Raw genomic sequence first — 20,128 nt, 5'->3', positions numbered from 1 at the left:
AAATTATATGGATTTTATATTTTATCAAACTTTACTGACAAAAAAGATTGTTTTTTTTCAAACATAAATTAAATGCTATTGCTATCCTCTGTTTATCAGACTTTTATAACATAAAATAAATAGAAATTATTTTTTAAATTCTTTCCGAGAATGATAACAGGGTTTAGTACGATGAATTTTAAAACATTGAGAAAGATGTAAAGCAAAAAAAATCAGTTATTCACTGCTAAAATTAAAATGAAATGTGTAAAATTTAATATGTGTTCCTATCTTCGTGTCAAATTTTAGTTATGTACGAAATAAAATTCAGTCAGTCAGAAAAAGAATATAAGCTGTCAACCAAAGATGGTGATATTTTTATAGACGATTCTAAAGTCGATTGGGATTTAAGTAAAACTGATGATCAATCCTTCCATATCATTTATCATAATCAAACATTTAATGCTCACCTGGTAGAAATTGACTATGAGAGCAAAACTTTTAAATTGCAATTAAATGGTAAAATCATTGAATTGGAATTGAAAGATAAAATGGATTTACTTCTAGAAGAAATGGGGATAAGTGATTTGGATCAAAACCAAATGAACCATGTAAAGGCACCCATGCCTGGACTTATCATAGACATCATGGTGTCTCCGGGTGATGAGGTAAAAAAGGGTGACCCATTGTTGATATTGGAGGCAATGAAGATGGAGAACGTTATTAAGGCAGCTGGTGACGGTATAATAACCGACATCAAGGCGCAGAAAGGCGATAGTGTGGAGAAAAATCAGTTGATCATTCAATTTTAATTATTTGAGTACAATTGAGTAATTGCATTGATTTTAGATATAATTAGTATAGACTTTTAAAGGGACAGCAACAATTTAGCTTATGAAATTCAAACGCATTCTATTGAAACTAAGTGGTGAGGCACTTATGGGTGATGAAGGTTACGGCATTGACTCAAAACGTTTAGCTCAATATGCAACAGAAATTAAAAAAATTCACGATCAGGGAATTGAAGTAGCAATAGTGATTGGGGGTGGAAATATTTTTAGAGGAATTCAAGCAGAAGCTGCAGGAATCGATAGAGTACAAGGAGATTACATGGGAATGCTTGCAACTGTTATTAATGGGATGGCAGTTCAGGGCGTTTTAGAAAATCATGGGATGTTCACGCGTTTAATGTCCGGAATCAATATGGAACAAGTTTGTGAGCCTTTTATTAGGAGGAGAGCTATCCGCCATCTTGAGAAAGGCCGTGTAGTAATTTTTGGTGCTGGAATCGGAAATCCATATTTCACTACTGATTCTACAGCCAGTTTAAGAGCTATTGAAATCGAAGCTGATGTTGTATTAAAAGGAACTAGAGTAGATGGTGTTTATACTGCTGATCCTGAAAAGGATGCAGATGCTACGCGATATTCCAACATTACTTTCCAAGAAGTGTATGAAAAAGGACTGAACGTAATGGATATGACAGCATTTACCCTTTGCCAAGAAAACAATTTGCCTATTATTGTATTTGACATGAATAAAGAGGGTAACTTATATGACCTCATTAACGGAAAAAATGTAGGCACCTTAATAAACTCTCAAAATTAAAAACCAATGGAAGAAATAGATTTAATATTGGACGAAACGAAGGAGCTGATGGAGAAAGCCATTCAGCATACAAAAAGCAATTTACAAAAAATAAGAGCTGGGAAGTCCTCCCCTGCCATGCTTGATGGTCTAATGGTAGATTACTATAATAATGACACTCCTATTAGCCAAGTTGCATCTATCAGTACGCCAGATGCACGATCCATTATTATTAAGCCATGGGAGAAAAACATCATTGGAGAAATAGAAAGGGCCATTATCAATAGCGATTTAGGATTCACTCCTCAAAATGATGGTGAAATTGTTAGAATAAACATCCCACCACTTACAGAGGAAAGAAGGATTGCCTTATCGAAGCAAGCCAAAAATGAGGCTGAAGATGGGAAAATATCTATTCGTAATGCAAGAAAAGATGCTAATGATCAACTTAAGCAACTTCAAAAAGAAGGTACATCTGAGGATGACGTCAAAAGAGGAGAAGATAAGGTTCAAACATTAACCAACGATTACACTAAAAAGATTGATGATATCCTCGAGCATAAGGAAAAAGAAATCATGACGGTATAACGTCACTAAATCAAAAAAGAAAGCTGTTTTAAAGGAATTTAGGAAGTCGGGATAGAAATAGTCTATTTTGACTTCTCTTTTAAAATAGCTTTTTTTGTTTCAACCTACTTTATTTGCGGTAGTTTATAAAGTTTTTCCAATTGCTTTTTCATGATCTTTTCAGGTGTTAACTTCACAATACTTTTTAACAGAAGCTTTCCCGCTCTGCTATGTGCCATTTTTCCAAATCGCCAGGAGTTATTTACCACATAATCCACTTTGTCACGCCTTACTTTTTCAAATTGCTCAAAAAGCTGAGGTGTAGCCGAATATTTTGAAAACAACTCAGCTATTGTGTAGGCGTCTTCAATCCCCTGTCCAGCTCCTTGCCCCATATTGGGAGTGGTAGCATGTGCTGCATCTCCCAATAAACAAATATTTTGGGAATGCCATCGATCTAATCTTTTCAAATCCAGTAAATCTCCTCTAATTATTTTCTGCTCTTCTGTTTCCGTGATGATCTGATTCACTATTGGATGAAAAGATTCAAACATCGTCTTCAATTTATCTTTGAGTTGTGGTAAATCGTCTTTTATAAAAGGTGCAGATTTAGCAACTGCAAACCAATAAACTGAGTCCTCTGAGACTTGAGAAAATCCAAACCTAACATTATTTCCCCAGGCTTCACGTCCTAAGTTTTGAAGCTGATCAGGTAGTGCCATATTTGCTATTCCCCTCCAACAAGTTTGTCCAGTGTCCCTTAAAGATGACTTGGGAAATAATTGCTTTCTGGTCTTGGAATTAATGCCATCTGCAGCTAACACAAAATCCGCAGAAACTGAAGTATCATGAAAATCAAGTTTAATGCCATCTGAATTTTGCGTGAAGGACTTTAATTCACAATCTAATTTCACTGTATTCTTAGGTAAGCTATCATATAGAATTTTATGTAATCTGGCTCTGTGTATTGAAACAATCTTATTCCCTTTTTGATCTTGAACGATATTGCCTCCCTTGCTAAATGGTCTCAACTGATTATCGGTTATATCAACTCTATCAAGTTGGACTCCACTATTCAGTAATTCTTCTTTTAAGCCCAGATGATTCAATACTTGTAGCGCATTAGGCTGAATCCAAATACCTGCACCTATTTCATTAAGCTCATCAGCTCGTTCATAAACGGTAGCTGAAAAACCTTTCTGTTTTAAGGCTAATGCGGTAGTTAGACCAGCTATTCCTCCTCCAATTATTGCGATATCCATCATATTTTGTACTTTTAGGTCAAATATACTAATTTAAAATATTTAGGTCAAGTTTACTAAAATGAAAGATACAAGAGCAAAGATACTTGAAGCAGCATTAGGTCTTTTTAATGAATATGGAATGGTGAATGTTAGTCTAAGGCAAATTGCACAAGCGCTAAGCATAAGCCAGGGGAATCTTAATTATCATTTTAAATTGAAAGAAGAAATAATAGAAACCTTATATTTTCAATTGGTATCTGAAATGGACCAGCAAATGAATGAATTAGACAGTGCAGAGAATGAACTGTCCACCTTATATCAAATGTCACTAAAGACCATGGAAAAAATGTATAAGTATAAATTTATCCTAATAGATTTTATCCATTTGATGAGGGAAAATAAAAGTATTAAATCGCATTATACAGAATTGATACAGAGGCGGAGCGAGGAATTTCAGCATATGTTTCAATCATTAGTAAAATCAAAACTTTTGAGACCGCAAGAATTTGAAAACGAATATCAAAGACTATATAAAAGGATGAATATTTTGGGCGATAGTTGGATCAATTTTCAATTGACTTTCGAACCTAATAAGGGCTTAAAACATTATTGTAATTTACTTTTTGAAATAATTTACCCCTATTTGACAAAGAATGGAAAGGAAGCATTCCGAAATATTTCTAATCTAAAATTCCAATAATTTCTTCACCTGTTCCTCCAATAATTCACCATACAATTTATCGGTAACTTCTTCACCATCAAAATTCTGTTCTATTCTAGCTAGTTTAGGTTTTAAAGCTAAAACATGCATACCCAAATAATTAAAAATATCAGTCATATGGCTTAGTGCCAAACCTGCGCCCTGCATACCGGAAGATATTCCAACCAGTGCACATTTCTTATCTCGAAAACTATTCGGATACTCCATTCCGTCAATGAAAGCTTTTAAAACTCCAGGAAAGGACCCGTTGTATTCAGGAATAATAAATACGTACTTTTCAGAAGCTCGCAGCTGATCTAAGAATTTATTAAATTTAGAATTACGACCATTATTATCATATAGAGCTGTAAAAACAAAATCCTGTGGTAAATCGGCTAAATCAACAATATTGGATTCTACCTGATGCTGTAAAAGGTGGCTTTGATAGAGATGGGCTACTTTTGAGGAAACTGAGTTTTTACGATTGGTACCTGAAATGATTGTTATCATAGTGAATAAATATCTTTAAAAACAAAAATAGGGACAATAAGTCCCTATTCCATAATTATATTAACGAGATTTGGATTATAGTGAAGAAAGATTCACCGTTAACTCAAAATCATCATAAATCATTTTATCCCCAAGTCCGTCAAAGAATGATCCTGAACCATATTTAACTTGCCATTTCGTTCTATCCAATGGAAATGACGCTTTAGCGTTCGCTTTTCCATTTTTTACTGTAACATTAGCAGGGAATGTAATTTTGTTAGTAATTCCCTTGATTGTCAAATCACCTGCAACAAAATGAGTAGCATCAGTTGCCTCGCTTTTATCAATAGAAGTGATAACAAATTTTGCCGTTGGAAATTTTTCAACACTAAAGAAATCATCAGACCTTAAATGACCCATTAATTTTCCTTTGTATTCTCCTTCTAAATCTAATACATCTATTGTCGTCATATCAATTACAAAGGAACCGCCAGTTACCTGCCCATCTTCCATTTCTAATGCTCCTTCCTTAATATTCACAGTGCCGTTGTGCTGTCCAGTTACTTTTTTTCCAACCCACGCAATTTGACTAGAGTTAGTATCTACTTTCACTTCTTTTTGTAAAAAAGTAAATGCTGCAGTAATAAATAATGCTGCCAATCCGATTGATAAAATTCTTGTTTTCATTTTCTTGTTCTTATTATTAATGTTCATACATTTAATGTTTATGTATATACCATGAATATTCAAAAAGGTTTTAATTTTTTGAAAATATTTTGAATGTAACGCTAGTTAAAACATATTGAAGCAAAATTGTTTAAATACTTATATGGTAACATTGGAACAAATAACAGAAGCTACAAGCTATATAATAAGTAAAATAGATTTCAAACCAGAAGTCGGAATAATATTAGGAACTGGTTTGGGAGCGTTGGTGGAAGACATAGATATCATACAATCCCTTTCTTACAAAGATATACCTAATTTCCCCGTCTCAACTGTGGAAACCCATAGTGGCAAATTAATTTTTGGAACATTGAGTGGTAAAAGGGTGATAGCAATGCAAGGTCGATTTCACTTTTATGAAGGATACAGTATGCAGCAGGTCATCATGCCAGTTAGAATAATGTATAATTTAGGAATCCAGCACCTCTTCATTTCCAATGCAGCAGGAGGTTTAAATAAAAATCTTGAACTAAGCGATATAATGATTATTAGAGATCACATTAATCTCTTTCCTGAAAATCCTTTAAGAGGTGCGAATTTAGATAAATTTGGTGGTCGATTTCCTGATATGTATGATGCCTATGATCCCCAACTGATTGAAATGGCTAAAGAAATAGCCAAAGAAGAAGGAATTGATATCAAAGAGGGTGTCTATGCAGGCGTGCAAGGACCAAATCTGGAAACACCTGCTGAATACAGATATTTGGACACTATAGGGGCCGATGCAGTCGGCATGAGCACCATCCCGGAAAACATTGCAGCGAGACATATCCAGATCCCTGTATTTGCAGTTTCAGTGATTACAGATTTATGTTATCCTGAAAAGCTAAAACCTGCTGCTATCCCTGAAATTATTGGGGCTGCCATCAATGCCGAACCAAAAATGACAAAGATATTTATGAAATTACTGGAAAAGATGGATTGATACCAAGGAGCAATATTAATTTAATGTTAACTTAAAATTGACAAAATTAATAATAGAAGCCAGTATTTTAGTATTTAATGTACTTATACTCATGATATAAAATATTTATTAATTATTTGTTAATACAATAAATTGTAAGATAACATTGGTCAGGTTTACTTTTGCACAAACTTTTAGGAAATGCGAAAAATAAACCTGATCTTTTTATTAACATTCTTTGTAGTCCAAAGTTCATGGGCCCAAATCGAAAAGCTTCCATATGACATCAATGGAAATACTTGGTTTGAGAATATTAAAATAGGTGGATATGTGCAAGCTAGGTACAACCGGCTACTTGAAACCAATCCCAATTTAGATTGTTCCCAATGCGATAAAAGCTGGGGAGCTGGAAATGGGATTTCCCTTAGACGTGTTCGATTAAAATTTTCAGGAAATCTTGGTCAATACGTTTACTTTTACATCCAACCAGATTTTGCTAGCAGTGGAAGTGGGACGGGCCAGCATTACGGGCAATTAAGAGATGCTTACTTTGATGTCAGTTTGGACAAAAAAAGAGAGTTCCGTTTTAGATTTGGTCAAAGCAAGATCCCCTACGGATTTGAAAACATGCAGTCAAGCCAAAACCGTTTACCATTGGACCGGAATGATGGCATGAATAGCTCTATCAAAAACGAAAGGGAACTCAGTATTCTTTTCTATTGGGCTCCTCAGGAAACTCGTCAGCTCTTCAGGGAACTGGTTGCAGAAGGATTAAAAGGCTCTGGGGATTATGGAGTTGTTGGTTTCGGAGTATTTAATGGACAAACCGGAAATTCTCCTGAATTAAACGATGCTTTGCATATTGTTGGTAGAATAAGCTATCCTATGAAGCTCGGTAATCAAATTATAGAGCCAGGCATTCAAGCTTTTACTGGACAGTATCAAATGCCACAGGGCAATTTAAGCGATGGCGTGAATGTTAGGGAAGGTCTGAATTATTTAGACCAAAGAGCAGCAGCAAGCTTTATTCTATATCCACAGCCTTTTGGAATTCAAGCTGAATACAATTGGGGAACAGGTCCTGAATTCAACAAAGAAACTAACTCTATTGAGCAAACGCAATTGGAAGGTGGATATGCAACTTTGACTTATAAATTTACTAAATTCCAGCAATTATTCTACCCATTCATGCGATACCATTACTACGATGGTGGTAAGAAATTTGAGCAGGATGCCAGAAGTTATAACGTAAGTGAGTTAGAAATTGGAATGGAATGGAGACCTGTTAGAGCCTTTGAATTGGTTGCTCACTACACCATTTCCTCTAGAAGATATGAAGATTTCATGAATCAAAATAACCTACAAACTGGAAGACTTTTGAGATTACAAGCACAAGTTAATTTCTAATAAGATCACAACATTATTACGCAGGCTCCGAATAACCATATAAGAAATGAATGGTTATGGAGTTGGGCAAAATAAGAATTGAAGTAGTGCAAGGAGATATTACTAAGCAAGATGATATTGCTTGCATTGTCAATGCGGCAAACGCAGAATTGCAAATTGGAGGCGGAGTAGCGGGAGCTATTCATACTGCTGCAGGGGAAGAATTAATCAAGGAAACTCAAAAACTAGCGCCTATCAGAACTGGGCAAGCTGTAATCACTGGTGCGCATAATCTCCCAAATCAACAAATTATACATACTCTCGGACCCGTTTACGGTTTCAACCAACCTGAAATGGGGTTTCTAACAGATTGCTACAAAAACTCCCTACATTTGGCAGAAGAAAATAACATCAATTCCATAGCATTTCCTGCGATTTCTACTGGCGCATTCGGATATCCTTTTGAAGAAGCAACAGATATTGCTTTATCAGTAATTAAGGAATTTTCGACAAAAGCTGATTCTATTAAACTTATCCGGTTTGTTCTCTTCAGCCCTTCTGATTATGAGTACTATGTCGATAAACTTAAGGATTTTAGGTTAATTTGATGAGCGACTATAGATAGCTACATATCGTCTTATCATCATTTACAAGCTTAAAAAGTGAGACTTACAGACAACTGCTTATATAAGCAAAAGACGAAATTTATATTTTAAGAAAATAACAGCCAGAACCCCATAGTATCAAGCCAACATTTTTCTTTTAAGGTAGATATTAATATCCAATAGCGCATCAACTATGTTATCGGCCATACTTTGGCGATATCCAATTATTTTTTGGTTTATGAGTTTACCTGAATCTCCGTTGAAGGCAAATCTTCCAATGGTTCTATTATTTTTTATTTCGTAAATCAATATTTCATAAATAGAGATGTCTATGCCATTGTGATATCCTGTCCCCATTTTCCAGCTAATATCTCTTCTTTCTTTAATAGTGTGGTTCAATAGGTCGACTATTGCGCTTTTACTTAAATCCATGAATTTCAATGAGTTGTTTCCAAACTCAATTTAGAAAAAATAAAACCTACTTAAAAAATAATATAGATGTATTTAGCGATTACATCCAAATAATTCACTATGATTACAAGATACACCTATACTATATTTTAGTTTGGTTGGATAAAGTAAACTTACATACTGATCAACCCATATAGTCACCAGTTTTTTGGCGACATTCTTTTGCTTTTTTATTAGAGATAACCTTCCAGAAGGGATTCCGGAAGAATAGCGCTGTTTTCACTAAAAAATTATGCATAGATCGCTCAAAACCTGAATGGTATTTAGAGGCATTCTTTGGCATTACAACATACTCATATCCAAATCTTTGAGTCACTTTGTCCATACATGGATTCCCATATAGGACATTTTGAGTATCTTGGATATAAATGCTCAATAACCTTCGTTCTTTTTTCTCGCCTTCAGGCTCTAGCTCGGGTCGCTTTTTTATTTTTTCAGTAGATTTATTACTGTAATCCACTTGCCCATAAATAGGGTGAAGTGAAAGCAAGAATAAGAAAAGGATGCATAAAGAGCAGAATTTCATATTACAAACATCAGAAAATAAATAAATAAAAAAGCCAAAAACTTTAAATTATTCTATTAAACGTCTGTTCGCCTGAAAATCGTAAAGCGTTAATTGTCTTAAATTATAATAGGCTTGCCAAAAATTCCCTAAAGAATTGATATAATCCCTTTTGGCTTGGTCCTTTTCAGTTAATGCTATTGAGAGATCTGTGATACTAATTTTCCCAATCAAATAACGGTTTTTAGCAATATTATAACGTCTTTGGGAAATATCATCAGCCTTTTGGGTAATCGCTACTTGATCTCGTAGCATCTCTAAAGTTCTAACTTGGGTATAAACTTCTTGTTCAAAATTTACTTTTTCCTGTTCCACCGTGTATTGAACCAATTGATAGTTTGCTTCAGCTGTTTTCACTCTTGATTTTTGCCGCCCCCAATCAACAATAGGAATGGTGAAGCCCAATTGGACTCTTTGTTGGTTTTCAGGAGTTTGATAAATGGCAGGTAATTGATCCGCTTGATTTGTTAATCCAAAACTACCAAAGAGGTTCATATTTAAGCCTGTTTCTCCTTGAGCCCTATCTACTTCCTTATCCGCTTCTAGCAATCTCCTCTTAAACCCAATTGCCTCTTGCCTATTGCTTAATGCTTCTTTCAATGCTACATCTGGGTCGATTTGAAATTCCGGAATATCTTCTGGAACAATCAAATTTAATTCTTCGTCATTCTTTAGACCCAGAAAAGCTTTCAATGCAAGTTGTGTAGTTTCCAAATCAAGTCTTGCTTGCGCAACTGCTTGTCTTGAATTCATTAAACTTAATTCCAATTGCAACAATTCATTTTCAGGTATTTTACCAAGTTCATATCTCCCTTGGGCAATTTTGTAGATAGTATCGTTATTTCCCAGGTTCTTTTGGGCAATTTCTAAACTCACTTGTGCACTTAATAAATTGAAAAATCTCTCCGACACATCTTTAGATATCTGTTCAAATTCCTCAACAAACTCCCTTTTAGATTCTTCGTATCTGAGCGGTTCAATTTGTTTATCCCATTTCAACTCATTGAATCGAAATAATGGTTGAGAAAAACCAATTGATAATGGATCACCCCCATACCTAAAATCATTCCTTTCGAAATCATCAAAGCGATTGACAGTTGAATTTAAAAAAACTGTACCACCAGTTAAACCAATTTGCTGTTCAAGATTTAATGATACATCAGAATTACTGTTAAATACTGAACGATACTGAGTTGATCCGTCCTCTTGAGTTATTGGGGTTACCGACCTGTTAAAGTTCGGTAGCGTACCACTAAGACTTAGCTGTGGAACAAAGTTTGATTTATACACTCTGTATTGCCAATATCGGTTTTCTTTAATTGTTTCCGCACGTCTATACGCTGGTGATTGAGTTTTGGCTATCTGAATAACATCCTTTAGCGTGTAGGTTCTTTGTGCCTCAAGCTTGAAACTTATTGATGAAAGTCCAATAAAAATAATTAAAAGGTAAAATAGCGTTTTATTCATATCTTAAAGAAGTTATTGGGTCTTGGTTTGCTGCTTTCCTTGCTGGGGCAATTCCAAAAATTAAACCTACAGTAGCTGCCACACCAAATGAAATCACGATAGATATCCCGCTTACTATGGTTGGGATTTCCGCAAAAGAAGCTACTAAATACGCGAAAATTATTCCGAGAATCACACCAATGATGCCTCCACTGATACTAATCATTACAGCTTCCAATAAAAATTGTAAAACAACATCAGATTTTTTAGCCCCTAAAGATAGTCTTAAGCCAATTTCTTTTATTCGTTCCATCACTGATGCTAGCATAATGTTCATAATTCCTATGCCGCCAACTAAAAGGGAAATTCCAGCAATGGCTCCTAAAACAATATTAAAAATGTTCTTTGTTTTCTGTTGTTGCTTTAAAAGTAATTCAGGAATTGTCACCTCAAAATCAACTTTATCATAATGCCTTCTCTTTAACATTCTAGAAATAATTTCCGCTGTGGCATTGAGATTTTCAGATTCCGTTACCTGCACTGTCAGCTTATCTATTTGATGATAATTTTGACTTGATTGATTTTGATTACTGTTGCTCCCATTTCCACTATTGGAATTAGCTTTCTTCAGCTGCGCTTGGGTAAGAGTAGCTCTATTTTTATAGTTCACTAGAACAGTTTGCACCGGAGTGTAGATATCCATATTGAAATCTCTCAAACCTAGATTATCCAAACTCTTTTGACTATAAACTCTTTCTTTCAAAACTCCAATTACCTGAAGCCAATGAGGCCCCACTTTAATCATTTTTCCGACCGGATTAGTATTGGGAAAAAACCTCGCTTTCACAGATTTCCCAATAATACAGACTCTGCTTCCTATTTTTAAATGTTCATCAATAAACATTTCTCCTTCATTTAGCTCAAAAGCCGAAAGGTTGAAGTATGCAGGTGCTACGCCTACCAACTTTGCAGACCGTCTAATTCCGTTTCGGATTACATAGGTTTCTAATATGATTTCCGGACTAATCTCCTCTATGCCGGGAATAATTTCCTTAATACTTTCAGCATCGGCTAAAGTTAATCCGGGGCTGAATTTCTTTTTTTCTTTTTTCCCGCTGCTTTGTTGCTGAAGATTCTCCTCGGTTTGCTCAACTACTGGCTCAATTACAATATTATTAACCCCTACCAATTTGATCTGATTAAGAATCTCCTGCTGAGCACCATTTCCAATCGCCAACATGGCAATTACGGCAGCAACACCGAAAATAATTCCCAATGCAGTTAAAAAAGATCTAGTTCGGTTAGCGACTACTGCTTCGAAAGCAATATTTAAATTTGCAAGTATCTTTTCCTTCATCTAAATTTCAGATGATTTTAAAAGCTTAACATCCTTCTCATCCATATCATCTGGTGCGATAAGGTAAATTTTCTCTCCTTGTTCTACTCCTTCTGTAACGATTACTTCATTGGCATTTGCTTTTCCTAATACCACTTCTTGTTTTATCGTTTCTAGACTAGATTTTTTAAATATATAGGAAATGGAATCTCCTTGATTAAAAACTGATTCTAATGGAACATAAATTGCATTAGGTACAACATCAGTAATAATTTCGTTGGCTGTACTCATGGCAGGCCTTAGTGTAGTGTCGCTTTCATTGATTTCTACTTTCACTTCGAATACTTTAGCATCCGAGTTAGGCCTTTGCTCTCCAACATTGGCAACATATATTACTTCACCGGTTAGTTTTTTATCTGGAAAGGCATCTAAGCCAATATTGACATGTTGACCTTTAGCAATTTTCCTGATATCTACTTCATTTACAAAAGTGGTTGAAATCATAGTGGACAAATCTGGCAAAGTAGCAACAGTTGGGTCAAAAGCACCAATTGAAGCACCTTCTGATTTCTTGGACCCATCATATTCACGCATATAAATGACCATCCCGTCTTCTGGAGCCATTATCCTAAATTTCTGTCTCAGCTCTACTAAAAAATCTCGTTCATCGCGATCTTCTGCCAGTTCAGCTGCTGCTTCTTGCATTTGTGCAACGGCTTTATCTTTCTTAAGCAAATAATTCTCTTTTGCTTGTTTAAAAGCTCTTTCTGCTTTACTAAGGTCAATTTCTGCTTGTTTTATTGTAGCAGGTGGCTCAAATTGAGACTGTTCCAAAACTAGTTTCTTTTCTTCCACAGCAAATTCAAGATTTATTAATTCATCTCTCGCTTGACGTAAGGTTAACGCTGTATCTAGTTTAGTTTGCGTGTATTGCGAAAGGCTTTGTTGATATTCATTTTCAACGTTTCTTAACCTATCAGAAAGTTCCGAAGCATCCAAACTAGCAACAAAATCTCCTTTCTGCACAACAGTTCCTTCATCTACTAATTTATCGATCTTAACATTCCAAAGTCGAGCGGCACGTAAACCAGAAGGACCTGTAATCTTAATGGCATTTTTAGCTTCTAGTTCACCAGTGGTCGTAATGGCGATCACAAATTCCCCACTTTGAACTTCGGTCATGATTTCAACAGTGTCAGTTGATCCTCCACCCCTAAAAGTGAAGAAAGCTATGATAATAATCACCAAAGCCGACAATGATATGATTAATTTTTTATTCATAATAGATGTTGTTCTAAGAAAGACATGTAACGCCTCAATTGTAAATTTATTGATTATCAATTGAATTCTAGCCACCACTTATCAATTAATATTCCCTACTAAGTAAATAGTTTTATACCAATGTATTGTTTCAAAACCGATATCTTGATGCATCAATCAATAGAATAGTTCTTGATTAGGTTCGCTTTTTTTGAAAAAACTTTAATTTTCCACAAATAACTGAACTCATAGAAGATTCCAGCATTTTATTACCTTTGCAATCCAATTAATACCCATGAAAAAAATAATCAGTTTCATATTAAGAAATGTCCCCAGAAAATACATCCAGTTAATAAGTGGAATTAGCTTGAAAATAATTGGTCTTTTTTATAGGGGCGATAATGTTTACTGCCCAATAAATGAAAAAGGCTACAGAAAATTTTTACCCTACGGCCGAGTTAATCCTAGAGAAAATGCCCTTTGTCCTGATACTCTTTCATTAGAAAGACATCGATTAATCTGGTTATATTTAAAGGAGAAAACCAATTTCTTCAATTCTAAATTAAAAGTTCTGCATGTAGCACCTGAACAGTGTTTTATGAGCCAGTTTGAAAAACTGCATGGAGAAGAGTATATAACTGCTGATATTGAATCTCCTTTGGCTAAAGTAAAAATGGATATTCACGATATCCCTTTCCCAGCCGACACGTTTGATGTGATTTTTTGTAACCATGTAATGGAGCATGTCGAGGATGATATCAAAGCTATGAGCGAATTGCACAGAGTATTAAAACCGGGTGGATGGGGCATTCTACAAATTCCATTCTTTGAACCAGTACCTGAAAAAACATTTGAAGATAACAGTATTACCGATCCTAAAGAACGAGAAAAAATCTTTGGACAGGATGACCATGTAAGACTATACGGAAAAGATTACCCTGATAGATTAAGAAAAGCCGGCTTCACAGTAACTGAAGATAATTATATAAACGAACTACCTGAGTATAGAGTCAAAAAATATGCTTTACCAAAAGGAGAAATTATATATAGGGTAAGTAAATGATATTGAAATCTAAACTATTTTAAACCTACTGGCTGTGGCTGTGCAATATATGTAAAGCATTCTTTTATAAATCCTAGGCCATAAGCAAAGAGCTGAATAAAAGAGGTCACTAAACTAAGACATGAAACTAAGAAATTTTTTGTCTTTATGAATGCATCAATTCCTATTAGTGCATAGTAAATGGTAAAAAGTGCTCCTCCTAATTGGAAAAGCTCCCTGTTCCATAAAGCAGTAGAAAGCCAAAAGACCATTCCAAGAACAAAAAACAGAGGGAATAAATGAACCAGTTTCAATTCACTTTTGTAGAACCTGAAAATATTGATTCTACCCCTACCAAAAAAGAAAAGCTGTTTATAGAACTGGCCTAGCTTTGTCCTTCTTTTATGGTAAACTTTTGCTTTGGGAATCAATCCGGTCTTAAAGCCTGCTTTTTCAATCCTGATGCTAAATTCAATATCTTCACCCATACGGGTAATATTATATCCACTAGTCTTTTCAAAAACTTCTTTTGAAATCCCCATATTGAAGCTCCTAGGCCTAAATTTCTCTAGTTGCTTTTCACCTCCTCTAATTCCTCCAGTTGTGAAAAAGGAAGTCATGGAATAACTGATGGCTTTTTGCACGATTGTAAAACTATCTAGTGCTGCATCAGGCCCACCAAATGCATCTAAGGGGTTTTCATTCAGAAAACTTTCTACAGTTTCAAAATAATCAGCTGGAATAATGCAGTCTGAATCAAATACGATATAGTAGTCTCCTGTTGCTTTTTCGAAACCAAAATTTCTGCTAAACCCTTGTCCTGAATTTTCCTTGTAGAAATACTTGACGTTTAGCTGAGAGGAAAAAGATTGACAGATCTCTTCACATTTGATAGTAGATCCATCTTCTATCACTAAAACCTCAAAGTTCTGGAGTGTCTGACGAGTTAAACTTTCCAGTAATTCATTGATCTCATCAGGTCGATTAAAAATGGGAATTATAACCGAATATAATCTCATCCTATGCCAATTTCCTCGTCTACTATATAATCAATTTTTCTAGGCGAATTCATAGTTATCATTTCTCCAATAAACCCAGCCAAGAAAAGCTGAACCCCTACAATAAGAGCCACTAAAGCTAAAAAGAATAGGGGCTGGTCAGTAATTTCCCGCACTGGTAAATGATAGTGGATCTCATAAAATTTCTTTCCGATGATATAAATTGTAACGAAAAAGCCGAATATGAACGATAGCGTTCCCAAGGCACCAAAAAAATGCATGGGACTTTTTTTGAATTTCGAAACAAAAGTAATAGATAATAAATCCAAAAATCCGTAAAGAAATCGCTCTAAGCCATATTTGGTTTCCCCATATTTTCTGGCCCTATGCTGCACTACCTTCTCCCCTATTTTCCTAAAGCCATTCCATTTGGCAATCACAGGTATATAACGATGCATTTCACCATATACCTCTATATTTTTCACAACCTTACTACGGTAGGCCTTTAATCCACAATTGAAATCATGTAGCTTAATTCCTGAAATTTTTCTCGTTACAAAATTGAAGAACTTTGAAGGAATGGTCTTGCTAATTGGGTCATGTCTTTTCTTTTTCCAACCGGAAACGATGTCAAACTTATCGTTAACAATCATATTATATAAACCTGGTATTTCATCAGGACTGTCCTGCATATCTGCATCCATGGTGATAACTACATCGCCCTCTGAAGCCTTAAAGCCTGTATGAAGTGCGGCTGATTTACCATAATTTCTAGCAAACTTTATTCCTTTTACGGGAAGCTTGTTTGTAGCTAAATCTTGAATAAGATCCCATGAGTTATCTGAACTTCCATCATCTATTAATAGCACCTCATAAGTCAACAAGGAGTGTTCAGACATCACCCGCTCAATCCAGGTGATTAATTCAGGAATCGATTCTTCCTCATTGAATACTGGTATAACTATACTCAAATTATATTTCATACTCGCTTAGGTTCACTAGTCCGCATAAATAAAGAAACCAAAGGAGTCAGAACAATTCCAATTATAACATTATTGACAGCCAAGCTTCCAATTATTCTACTATTAGATGATTCTCCAGACTTAAGGTATTCTTGATATCCCTCTTCTCCCATTTGATCAACGAGCATGTCCTTACCCGATACAATTTTCTCCGTGATCAGTTGACGATACTCATCAAAATGATTAGTGTCAAATAGAGTCCCATCTGCCCACAATACGATTGCATAAAAAGCTGCAAAGAATATTGTATAAAGAATTCCAATTGAAAATCCTTGCCAGAATCTCAAGCCATCCGGATTCGTGTCCCTGAAAATCTTCACACTGAAAAAAAGAAAAATAGCCATCAAAGGGCCGATGAATATGATGTTACTGCTGTAAATAACAGGGTTCTTATCTAAAAAAATCAGAATAAAAAACATCAATACCACAAAGAATATGGCAATTAAACTGAATCGCAAAGGGCTTTTAACTAATAAACTCATGATTAAGATTGGGTGAATTTAGAATCTAAATACTGATGCTGCTGGTGAAATACTCCGAGGACCTTAGCAGAAAATTCAGTATTCATAAATGGGGAATTATCACTTTTCGATTGGTTGCTATGTTCATCGTACCTCCAGGTTTCATTTAAAGAAAATAGAGTTAAATCTATCTCTTCACCCACTTCAATTTTACTATTAACATGTTTTAAGATCCTTTTAGGATTACTTTCTATGCAAGATATAAACGTATGGAGATCAATTTCTTTTGACAAGAATTTGTGATAAAGCGGCATAACAATTTGCGAACCCATAATCCCAAATGCTGCTAAATCAAATTCCATTTTCTTATGATCTTGATCGTATGGCTGGTGTCCTGAAACGATCACATCAATAGTACCATCATTTACTCCTTCAATTAAACCTTTAATATCTTTTTGAGTCCGTAATGGTGGTAAAACTTTATAATTGGTATCGAAAGACTCCAAATTTTCATCGTCTAAAATCAAATGGTGAATATTTACATCACAAGTAACATTCAATCCTCTTGCTTTTGCATCCCTAATTAATTCTACACTCTTAGCACTACTGACACAACTAAAATGCAATTTCCCTCCAGCATAGCGCAACAATTCCAAATCTCTTTGAATTACAATTTCTTCAGCCAAATGAGGGATTCCTTTCAAACCTAAACCTGTGCTTACTTTGCCTTCATTCATTTGCCCGAACAAAGCAAGTTTATGATCTTGAGGGAAATTTATCAACAGCCCATCGAACTTCTGCAAATATTGCAGAGATTTGACAAGAATATCACTATTCCATAGCGGTTGCGATCCATCGGTAAAAGCTGTAGCCCCGGCATGATGAACATCCAGCATTTCATTTAAATTTTCCCCATCACAATTGATGGTTACAGCAGAAGCTGGAAGAAATTGACTGACTTGAGATCTGTTATAAGATAAAATTGTTTTAATGTCGGCTTTATTTTGAATGATAGGGTTTGTATTGGGCATCAATAGAGCCGCTCCGAAGCCTCCACTTTCTAAGACTTTGGCCAAACTTTCGAAGTCTTCCCGATATTCTTCACCAGGTTCACCAGAAAAAACGCGCATATCCAACCAAGACGGTGAAGCATAAAGCTCTTTAGCTTCTATTATTTGATCCGCCTCCACTTCTCCTGAAGGATTAATGTCAGCAATTATTCCATTCTCCAACAGCAAATCAATTGTTTGATTATGCCATTGAGAAGCAGAATTGATGATTTTAACAGCTTTGATGTAGGTACGCATATCTATTTAAAAAAGCGGATAATTAAAACTTCAGCTAATAAACTCAGCAAAGCTAATACTAAGAAGTATTTCCACAAAGGAAAACCTTTTTTGGTTTCTGCTATGTAATCATCAATGGATGCAAAATCATAGCTGTCCAATATGGCTATATTATTTTGATTCTGAAATAATTCCTGCAGTTCCGGCAGAGTATAGTAGGAATTTTCACTTTCCGACTTCGGGAAATTCAAAGCTAGATTTGCAATTGTCCTCGTAGTTTTGGTGTTAATTATATCATAAAAACCACTTTTGATATCATCTTGAGGCAAAATTAATCTTAACTGATTGCCACTTATTCTTTGGTCGGGAATCAGTTCTTGCTCTTCTTGAACTAACTTAAATATATCTCCTGATTTTAAATTCGGGATATTAATTTCAATCACTTCATCATCTAAATAAAAATACTGGGCTTTATTTTCTTTTTTACCTGAAAAGGCTATTTTATATAAAATCGGGAGGAATAATCCATGTCTAGTAAAGTTGGTGTATTCTTCAGTCAATGGAACTGAAAAAGCATAAATATTATCTCCCACTCCGCTTACGGTCAAAAATGGATAAGTATTTACAAAAGAAAGAAGATCTTGACCTCCAGACCACTTCATGAACAACTTGGATTCAGGCATGCTGAGATTCCTTTCCATAGAATTGAAAATGTTTTTATAAAATGGATTGTTCACATCAGGTTTTTCTAAAACCAGAGTGTTTTGATTAGATTTATTGGTAAGCATAACCTCATTAAATCCTAGTCTGGCGAGGAAAGGGAACTGGTCAAAATTATTTTCAGGGATTACGACTAAGCTATTTCCGTTGGCAGCATAAGTCCTCAAAGCTGATGAAGCAAAATTATTCAATTCATTTCCTAAATGGACTAAAACCAAATCATATTCATCTAAGTCTTGAAAAGAAAAATTATTCAATAATTCTGTTTTCAGTTCAAAAAGCTCATCATTTTCAAATACTGTATTAATAAGCTCATGCTCCTGACTAGATGCTAAAGACAAGACTTTCAATCGCTCTTGGTTAGAAATAGTGAAATAGAAGTCATTGTCGAACTCCATTTGATCACCATCTAACGTAAGTTGAAAACTTCTTGAATTACTGTTAGCAAAACGCTCAATAGGGAAATCTAGAATTGCAATCCCATTTTCCTCCAATTCTACTTGCTGAGTTCCTATTAGCTGATTATTATTGTTGTTATTCAAAGAAACATTCACCTCTTCACTATTACCAATCGCAATTATTCTGATATTTAATTTAATCTTTTCTCCATTGGCTGCATTTGGAGCTATCCAAACCGAATCGACCATCAAATTATTAGGTTTCTGCAAGTAGGGCGGCATGAAAACATATGCCTTGCTAGAATCTTGAAAGAATGGTAAATTCTCATCGACCACAGGTTTTTGAAAATCACTTAATAACAGAAGCTTTTCAGATTTCTCGTTCTCCTCCAATATTTTTCCTAAATTAAATTGAGATTTACCTTCCTGTATGCTTATGTCACCATACGGTTCCACTGTCTGAGCAGACTGATTTAGTGCTTTAAGGTCCTGAGGATATTTTTCATATAATTGATTGACAAAACTCAAATTCTGCTCCACAATCGAATTTGTTTTCCCTTCTGCAATGTTCAAATTAGAAGGTGTACTATCTAAAACCACCAGATTTACTTCAGATTGCATGGCCTCACTTTCCCAAAATGGTTTAGCCATACTTAATACCAAGAATACTATCAATAGGATCCTGGTCAGCAAAATCAATAAGTGTTTAAGCTTTCTACTTCGCTTTTCTTCCTCATTCACAGCACTTAAGAAATAGAGGTTGCTAAACTTAAGGCTTTTATATCGTCTAAACTGAAATAAGTGAATCAGGATAGGAATTAATATTAAAAATAGGAGCCAAAAAGCATTCGGATTGGTAAAATTCATACAAGAGGCAAATTAGTGCAATAGATGAAAGTAATCAATACTTTAAGGCAATATTTAGTCCATTCATCA

Annotated in this window: 21 protein-coding genes; 8 read left to right on the top strand and 13 right to left on the bottom strand. The window is 35.0% G+C overall.

All coding sequences use genetic code 11. The annotated features are described in order from the left end of the window. Positions 1–290 precede the first annotated feature (290 nt). From AAC601_RS01270 to frr, 3 genes are all read left to right on the top strand, one after another. Positions 291–791: an acetyl-CoA carboxylase biotin carboxyl carrier protein subunit gene (locus AAC601_RS01270; protein WP_340152261.1), complete on the top strand. Its 501-nt coding sequence runs from the start codon at positions 291–293 to the stop codon at positions 789–791. An 82-nt stretch (positions 792–873) separates the two neighbouring features. Beyond that, positions 874–1,587: a UMP kinase gene (gene pyrH, locus AAC601_RS01265; RefSeq protein ID WP_303271994.1), complete on the top strand. Its 714-nt coding sequence runs from the start codon at positions 874–876 to the stop codon at positions 1,585–1,587. A gap of 6 nt (positions 1,588–1,593) precedes the next feature. Next, positions 1,594–2,154: a ribosome recycling factor gene (frr, locus tag AAC601_RS01260; protein WP_303271993.1), complete on the top strand. Its 561-nt coding sequence runs from the start codon at positions 1,594–1,596 to the stop codon at positions 2,152–2,154. 104 nt (positions 2,155–2,258) lie between these two features. Here frr and AAC601_RS01255 read toward each other — a convergent pair whose 3' ends face one another. Continuing rightward, positions 2,259–3,398, bottom strand: coding sequence for an FAD-dependent oxidoreductase (locus tag AAC601_RS01255; RefSeq protein WP_303271992.1), 1,140 nt, complete (start codon positions 3,396–3,398; stop codon positions 2,259–2,261). Between the two features lie 58 nt (positions 3,399–3,456). Between AAC601_RS01255 and AAC601_RS01250 the strand changes: the two genes are divergently transcribed. Beyond that, on the top strand, positions 3,457–4,077 hold the full coding sequence (locus AAC601_RS01250) for a TetR/AcrR family transcriptional regulator (RefSeq protein ID WP_340152260.1): 621 nt from the start codon (positions 3,457–3,459) through the stop codon (positions 4,075–4,077). On the opposite strand, the gene AAC601_RS01245 is transcribed toward AAC601_RS01250, so the two are convergent. Beyond that, the gene (locus AAC601_RS01245; RefSeq protein WP_303271990.1) at positions 4,063–4,587 is read right to left on the bottom strand and encodes an NAD(P)H-dependent oxidoreductase; all 525 of its coding nucleotides are present in this window, start codon (positions 4,585–4,587) and stop codon (positions 4,063–4,065) included. The two genes, AAC601_RS01250 and AAC601_RS01245, sit on opposite strands and share 15 nt — an antisense overlap. Positions 4,588–4,662: 75 nt before the next feature. Continuing rightward, entirely contained in the window at positions 4,663–5,253 is a 591-nt protein-coding gene (locus tag AAC601_RS01240) for a YceI family protein (RefSeq protein ID WP_340152259.1), read from the bottom strand. Between the two features lie 142 nt (positions 5,254–5,395). On the opposite strand from AAC601_RS01240, the gene AAC601_RS01235 reads away from it, so the two are divergent. The 3 genes from AAC601_RS01235 to AAC601_RS01225 all read left to right on the top strand — a co-directional run bounded on the left by AAC601_RS01235 (position 5,396) and on the right by AAC601_RS01225 (position 8,190). Then, positions 5,396–6,217: a purine-nucleoside phosphorylase gene (locus AAC601_RS01235; protein ID WP_303271988.1), complete on the top strand. Its 822-nt coding sequence runs from the start codon at positions 5,396–5,398 to the stop codon at positions 6,215–6,217. Positions 6,218–6,397: 180 nt separating this feature from the next. Next, complete coding sequence (locus AAC601_RS01230; RefSeq protein WP_303271987.1) at positions 6,398–7,603, top strand: porin; 1,206 nt, start codon at positions 6,398–6,400, stop codon at positions 7,601–7,603. Positions 7,604–7,659: 56 nt separating this feature from the next. After that, positions 7,660–8,190, top strand: a complete 531-nt coding sequence (locus tag AAC601_RS01225; protein ID WP_303271986.1) for a macro domain-containing protein — start codon at positions 7,660–7,662, stop codon at positions 8,188–8,190. A 135-nt stretch (positions 8,191–8,325) separates the two neighbouring features. Here the strand turns inward: AAC601_RS01225 and AAC601_RS01220 are convergent, their stop codons facing one another. The 5 genes from AAC601_RS01220 to AAC601_RS01200 all read right to left on the bottom strand — a co-directional run bounded on the left by AAC601_RS01220 (position 8,326) and on the right by AAC601_RS01200 (position 13,286). Next, entirely contained in the window at positions 8,326–8,619 is a 294-nt protein-coding gene (locus AAC601_RS01220; protein WP_303271985.1) for a hypothetical protein, read from the bottom strand. Positions 8,620–8,782: 163 nt separating this feature from the next. Beyond that, positions 8,783–9,184: a hypothetical protein gene (locus tag AAC601_RS01215; RefSeq protein WP_303271984.1), complete on the bottom strand. Its 402-nt coding sequence runs from the start codon at positions 9,182–9,184 to the stop codon at positions 8,783–8,785. Positions 9,185–9,232: 48 nt separating this feature from the next. Beyond that, the gene (locus AAC601_RS01210) at positions 9,233–10,690 is read right to left on the bottom strand and encodes a TolC family protein (RefSeq protein ID WP_303271983.1); all 1,458 of its coding nucleotides are present in this window, start codon (positions 10,688–10,690) and stop codon (positions 9,233–9,235) included. Beyond that, a complete protein-coding gene (locus tag AAC601_RS01205) occupies positions 10,683–12,026 on the bottom strand; it encodes an ABC transporter permease (protein WP_303271981.1) in 1,344 nt (447 codons plus the stop codon). The genes AAC601_RS01210 and AAC601_RS01205 overlap by 8 nt, the downstream gene beginning before the upstream one ends. Continuing rightward, positions 12,027–13,286 carry an efflux RND transporter periplasmic adaptor subunit gene (locus tag AAC601_RS01200; protein ID WP_303271980.1) on the bottom strand — a complete coding sequence of 420 codons (1,260 nt, stop codon included), beginning with the start codon at positions 13,284–13,286 and terminating at the stop codon, positions 12,027–12,029. Positions 13,287–13,560: 274 nt separating this feature from the next. Here AAC601_RS01200 and AAC601_RS01195 point away from each other — a divergent pair, with 274 nt between their 5' ends. After that, positions 13,561–14,328 (top strand): class I SAM-dependent methyltransferase, encoded by a 768-nt coding sequence (locus tag AAC601_RS01195; RefSeq protein ID WP_303271979.1) that lies wholly within the window; start codon positions 13,561–13,563, stop codon positions 14,326–14,328. Positions 14,329–14,342: 14 nt separating this feature from the next. On the opposite strand, the gene AAC601_RS01190 is transcribed toward AAC601_RS01195, so the two are convergent. From AAC601_RS01190 to AAC601_RS01170, 5 genes are read right to left on the bottom strand one after another with little or no spacing between them, the layout of a single operon-like run. Then, positions 14,343–15,326 carry a glycosyltransferase gene (locus AAC601_RS01190; RefSeq protein WP_303271978.1) on the bottom strand — a complete coding sequence of 328 codons (984 nt, stop codon included), beginning with the start codon at positions 15,324–15,326 and terminating at the stop codon, positions 14,343–14,345. Beyond that, positions 15,323–16,288 (bottom strand): glycosyltransferase family 2 protein, encoded by a 966-nt coding sequence (locus AAC601_RS01185; RefSeq protein ID WP_303271977.1) that lies wholly within the window; start codon positions 16,286–16,288, stop codon positions 15,323–15,325. Before AAC601_RS01185 ends, AAC601_RS01190 begins: the two co-directional genes overlap by 4 nt. Next, positions 16,285–16,809, bottom strand: a complete 525-nt coding sequence (locus tag AAC601_RS01180; protein WP_303271976.1) for a DUF4199 domain-containing protein — start codon at positions 16,807–16,809, stop codon at positions 16,285–16,287. Before AAC601_RS01180 ends, AAC601_RS01185 begins: the two co-directional genes overlap by 4 nt. A 2-nt stretch (positions 16,810–16,811) precedes the next feature. Continuing rightward, on the bottom strand, positions 16,812–18,095 hold the full coding sequence (locus tag AAC601_RS01175) for a dihydroorotase (RefSeq protein ID WP_303271975.1): 1,284 nt from the start codon (positions 18,093–18,095) through the stop codon (positions 16,812–16,814). A 2-nt stretch (positions 18,096–18,097) separates the two neighbouring features. Continuing rightward, a complete protein-coding gene (locus AAC601_RS01170) occupies positions 18,098–20,059 on the bottom strand; it encodes a BatA domain-containing protein (protein ID WP_340152258.1) in 1,962 nt (653 codons plus the stop codon). Between the last annotated feature and the right edge of the window lie 69 nt (positions 20,060–20,128).

This window comes from uncultured Marivirga sp. (assembly GCF_963974845.1).
Taxonomy (GTDB): domain Bacteria; phylum Bacteroidota; class Bacteroidia; order Cytophagales; family Cyclobacteriaceae; genus Marivirga; species Marivirga harenae.
This window is presented reverse-complemented; position numbering and strand designations above follow the sequence as displayed.

Bases quoted from the DNA above. Each gene is read 5' to 3' on its own strand.
- AAC601_RS01270 (WP_340152261.1), top strand. From the start codon at position 291: ATGTACGAAATAAAATTCAGTCAGTCAGAAAAAGAATATAAGCTGTCA.
- pyrH (WP_303271994.1), top strand. From the start codon at position 874: ATGAAATTCAAACGCATTCTATTGAAACTAAGTGGTGAGGCACTTATG.
- frr (WP_303271993.1), top strand. From the start codon at position 1,594: ATGGAAGAAATAGATTTAATATTGGACGAAACGAAGGAGCTGATGGAG.
- AAC601_RS01255 (WP_303271992.1), bottom strand. From the start codon at position 3,398: ATGATGGATATCGCAATAATTGGAGGAGGAATAGCTGGTCTAACTACC.
- AAC601_RS01250 (WP_340152260.1), top strand. From the start codon at position 3,457: ATGAAAGATACAAGAGCAAAGATACTTGAAGCAGCATTAGGTCTTTTT.
- AAC601_RS01245 (WP_303271990.1), bottom strand. From the start codon at position 4,587: ATGATAACAATCATTTCAGGTACCAATCGTAAAAACTCAGTTTCCTCA.
- AAC601_RS01240 (WP_340152259.1), bottom strand. From the start codon at position 5,253: ATGAAAACAAGAATTTTATCAATCGGATTGGCAGCATTATTTATTACT.
- AAC601_RS01235 (WP_303271988.1), top strand. From the start codon at position 5,396: ATGGTAACATTGGAACAAATAACAGAAGCTACAAGCTATATAATAAGT.
- AAC601_RS01230 (WP_303271987.1), top strand. From the start codon at position 6,398: ATGCGAAAAATAAACCTGATCTTTTTATTAACATTCTTTGTAGTCCAA.
- AAC601_RS01225 (WP_303271986.1), top strand. From the start codon at position 7,660: ATGGAGTTGGGCAAAATAAGAATTGAAGTAGTGCAAGGAGATATTACT.
- AAC601_RS01220 (WP_303271985.1), bottom strand. From the start codon at position 8,619: ATGGATTTAAGTAAAAGCGCAATAGTCGACCTATTGAACCACACTATT.
- AAC601_RS01215 (WP_303271984.1), bottom strand. From the start codon at position 9,184: ATGAAATTCTGCTCTTTATGCATCCTTTTCTTATTCTTGCTTTCACTT.
- AAC601_RS01210 (WP_303271983.1), bottom strand. From the start codon at position 10,690: ATGAATAAAACGCTATTTTACCTTTTAATTATTTTTATTGGACTTTCA.
- AAC601_RS01205 (WP_303271981.1), bottom strand. From the start codon at position 12,026: ATGAAGGAAAAGATACTTGCAAATTTAAATATTGCTTTCGAAGCAGTA.
- AAC601_RS01200 (WP_303271980.1), bottom strand. From the start codon at position 13,286: ATGAATAAAAAATTAATCATATCATTGTCGGCTTTGGTGATTATTATC.
- AAC601_RS01195 (WP_303271979.1), top strand. From the start codon at position 13,561: ATGAAAAAAATAATCAGTTTCATATTAAGAAATGTCCCCAGAAAATAC.
- AAC601_RS01190 (WP_303271978.1), bottom strand. From the start codon at position 15,326: ATGAGATTATATTCGGTTATAATTCCCATTTTTAATCGACCTGATGAG.
- AAC601_RS01185 (WP_303271977.1), bottom strand. From the start codon at position 16,288: ATGAAATATAATTTGAGTATAGTTATACCAGTATTCAATGAGGAAGAA.
- AAC601_RS01180 (WP_303271976.1), bottom strand. From the start codon at position 16,809: ATGAGTTTATTAGTTAAAAGCCCTTTGCGATTCAGTTTAATTGCCATA.
- AAC601_RS01175 (WP_303271975.1), bottom strand. From the start codon at position 18,095: ATGCGTACCTACATCAAAGCTGTTAAAATCATCAATTCTGCTTCTCAA.
- AAC601_RS01170 (WP_340152258.1), bottom strand. From the start codon at position 20,059: ATGAATTTTACCAATCCGAATGCTTTTTGGCTCCTATTTTTAATATTA.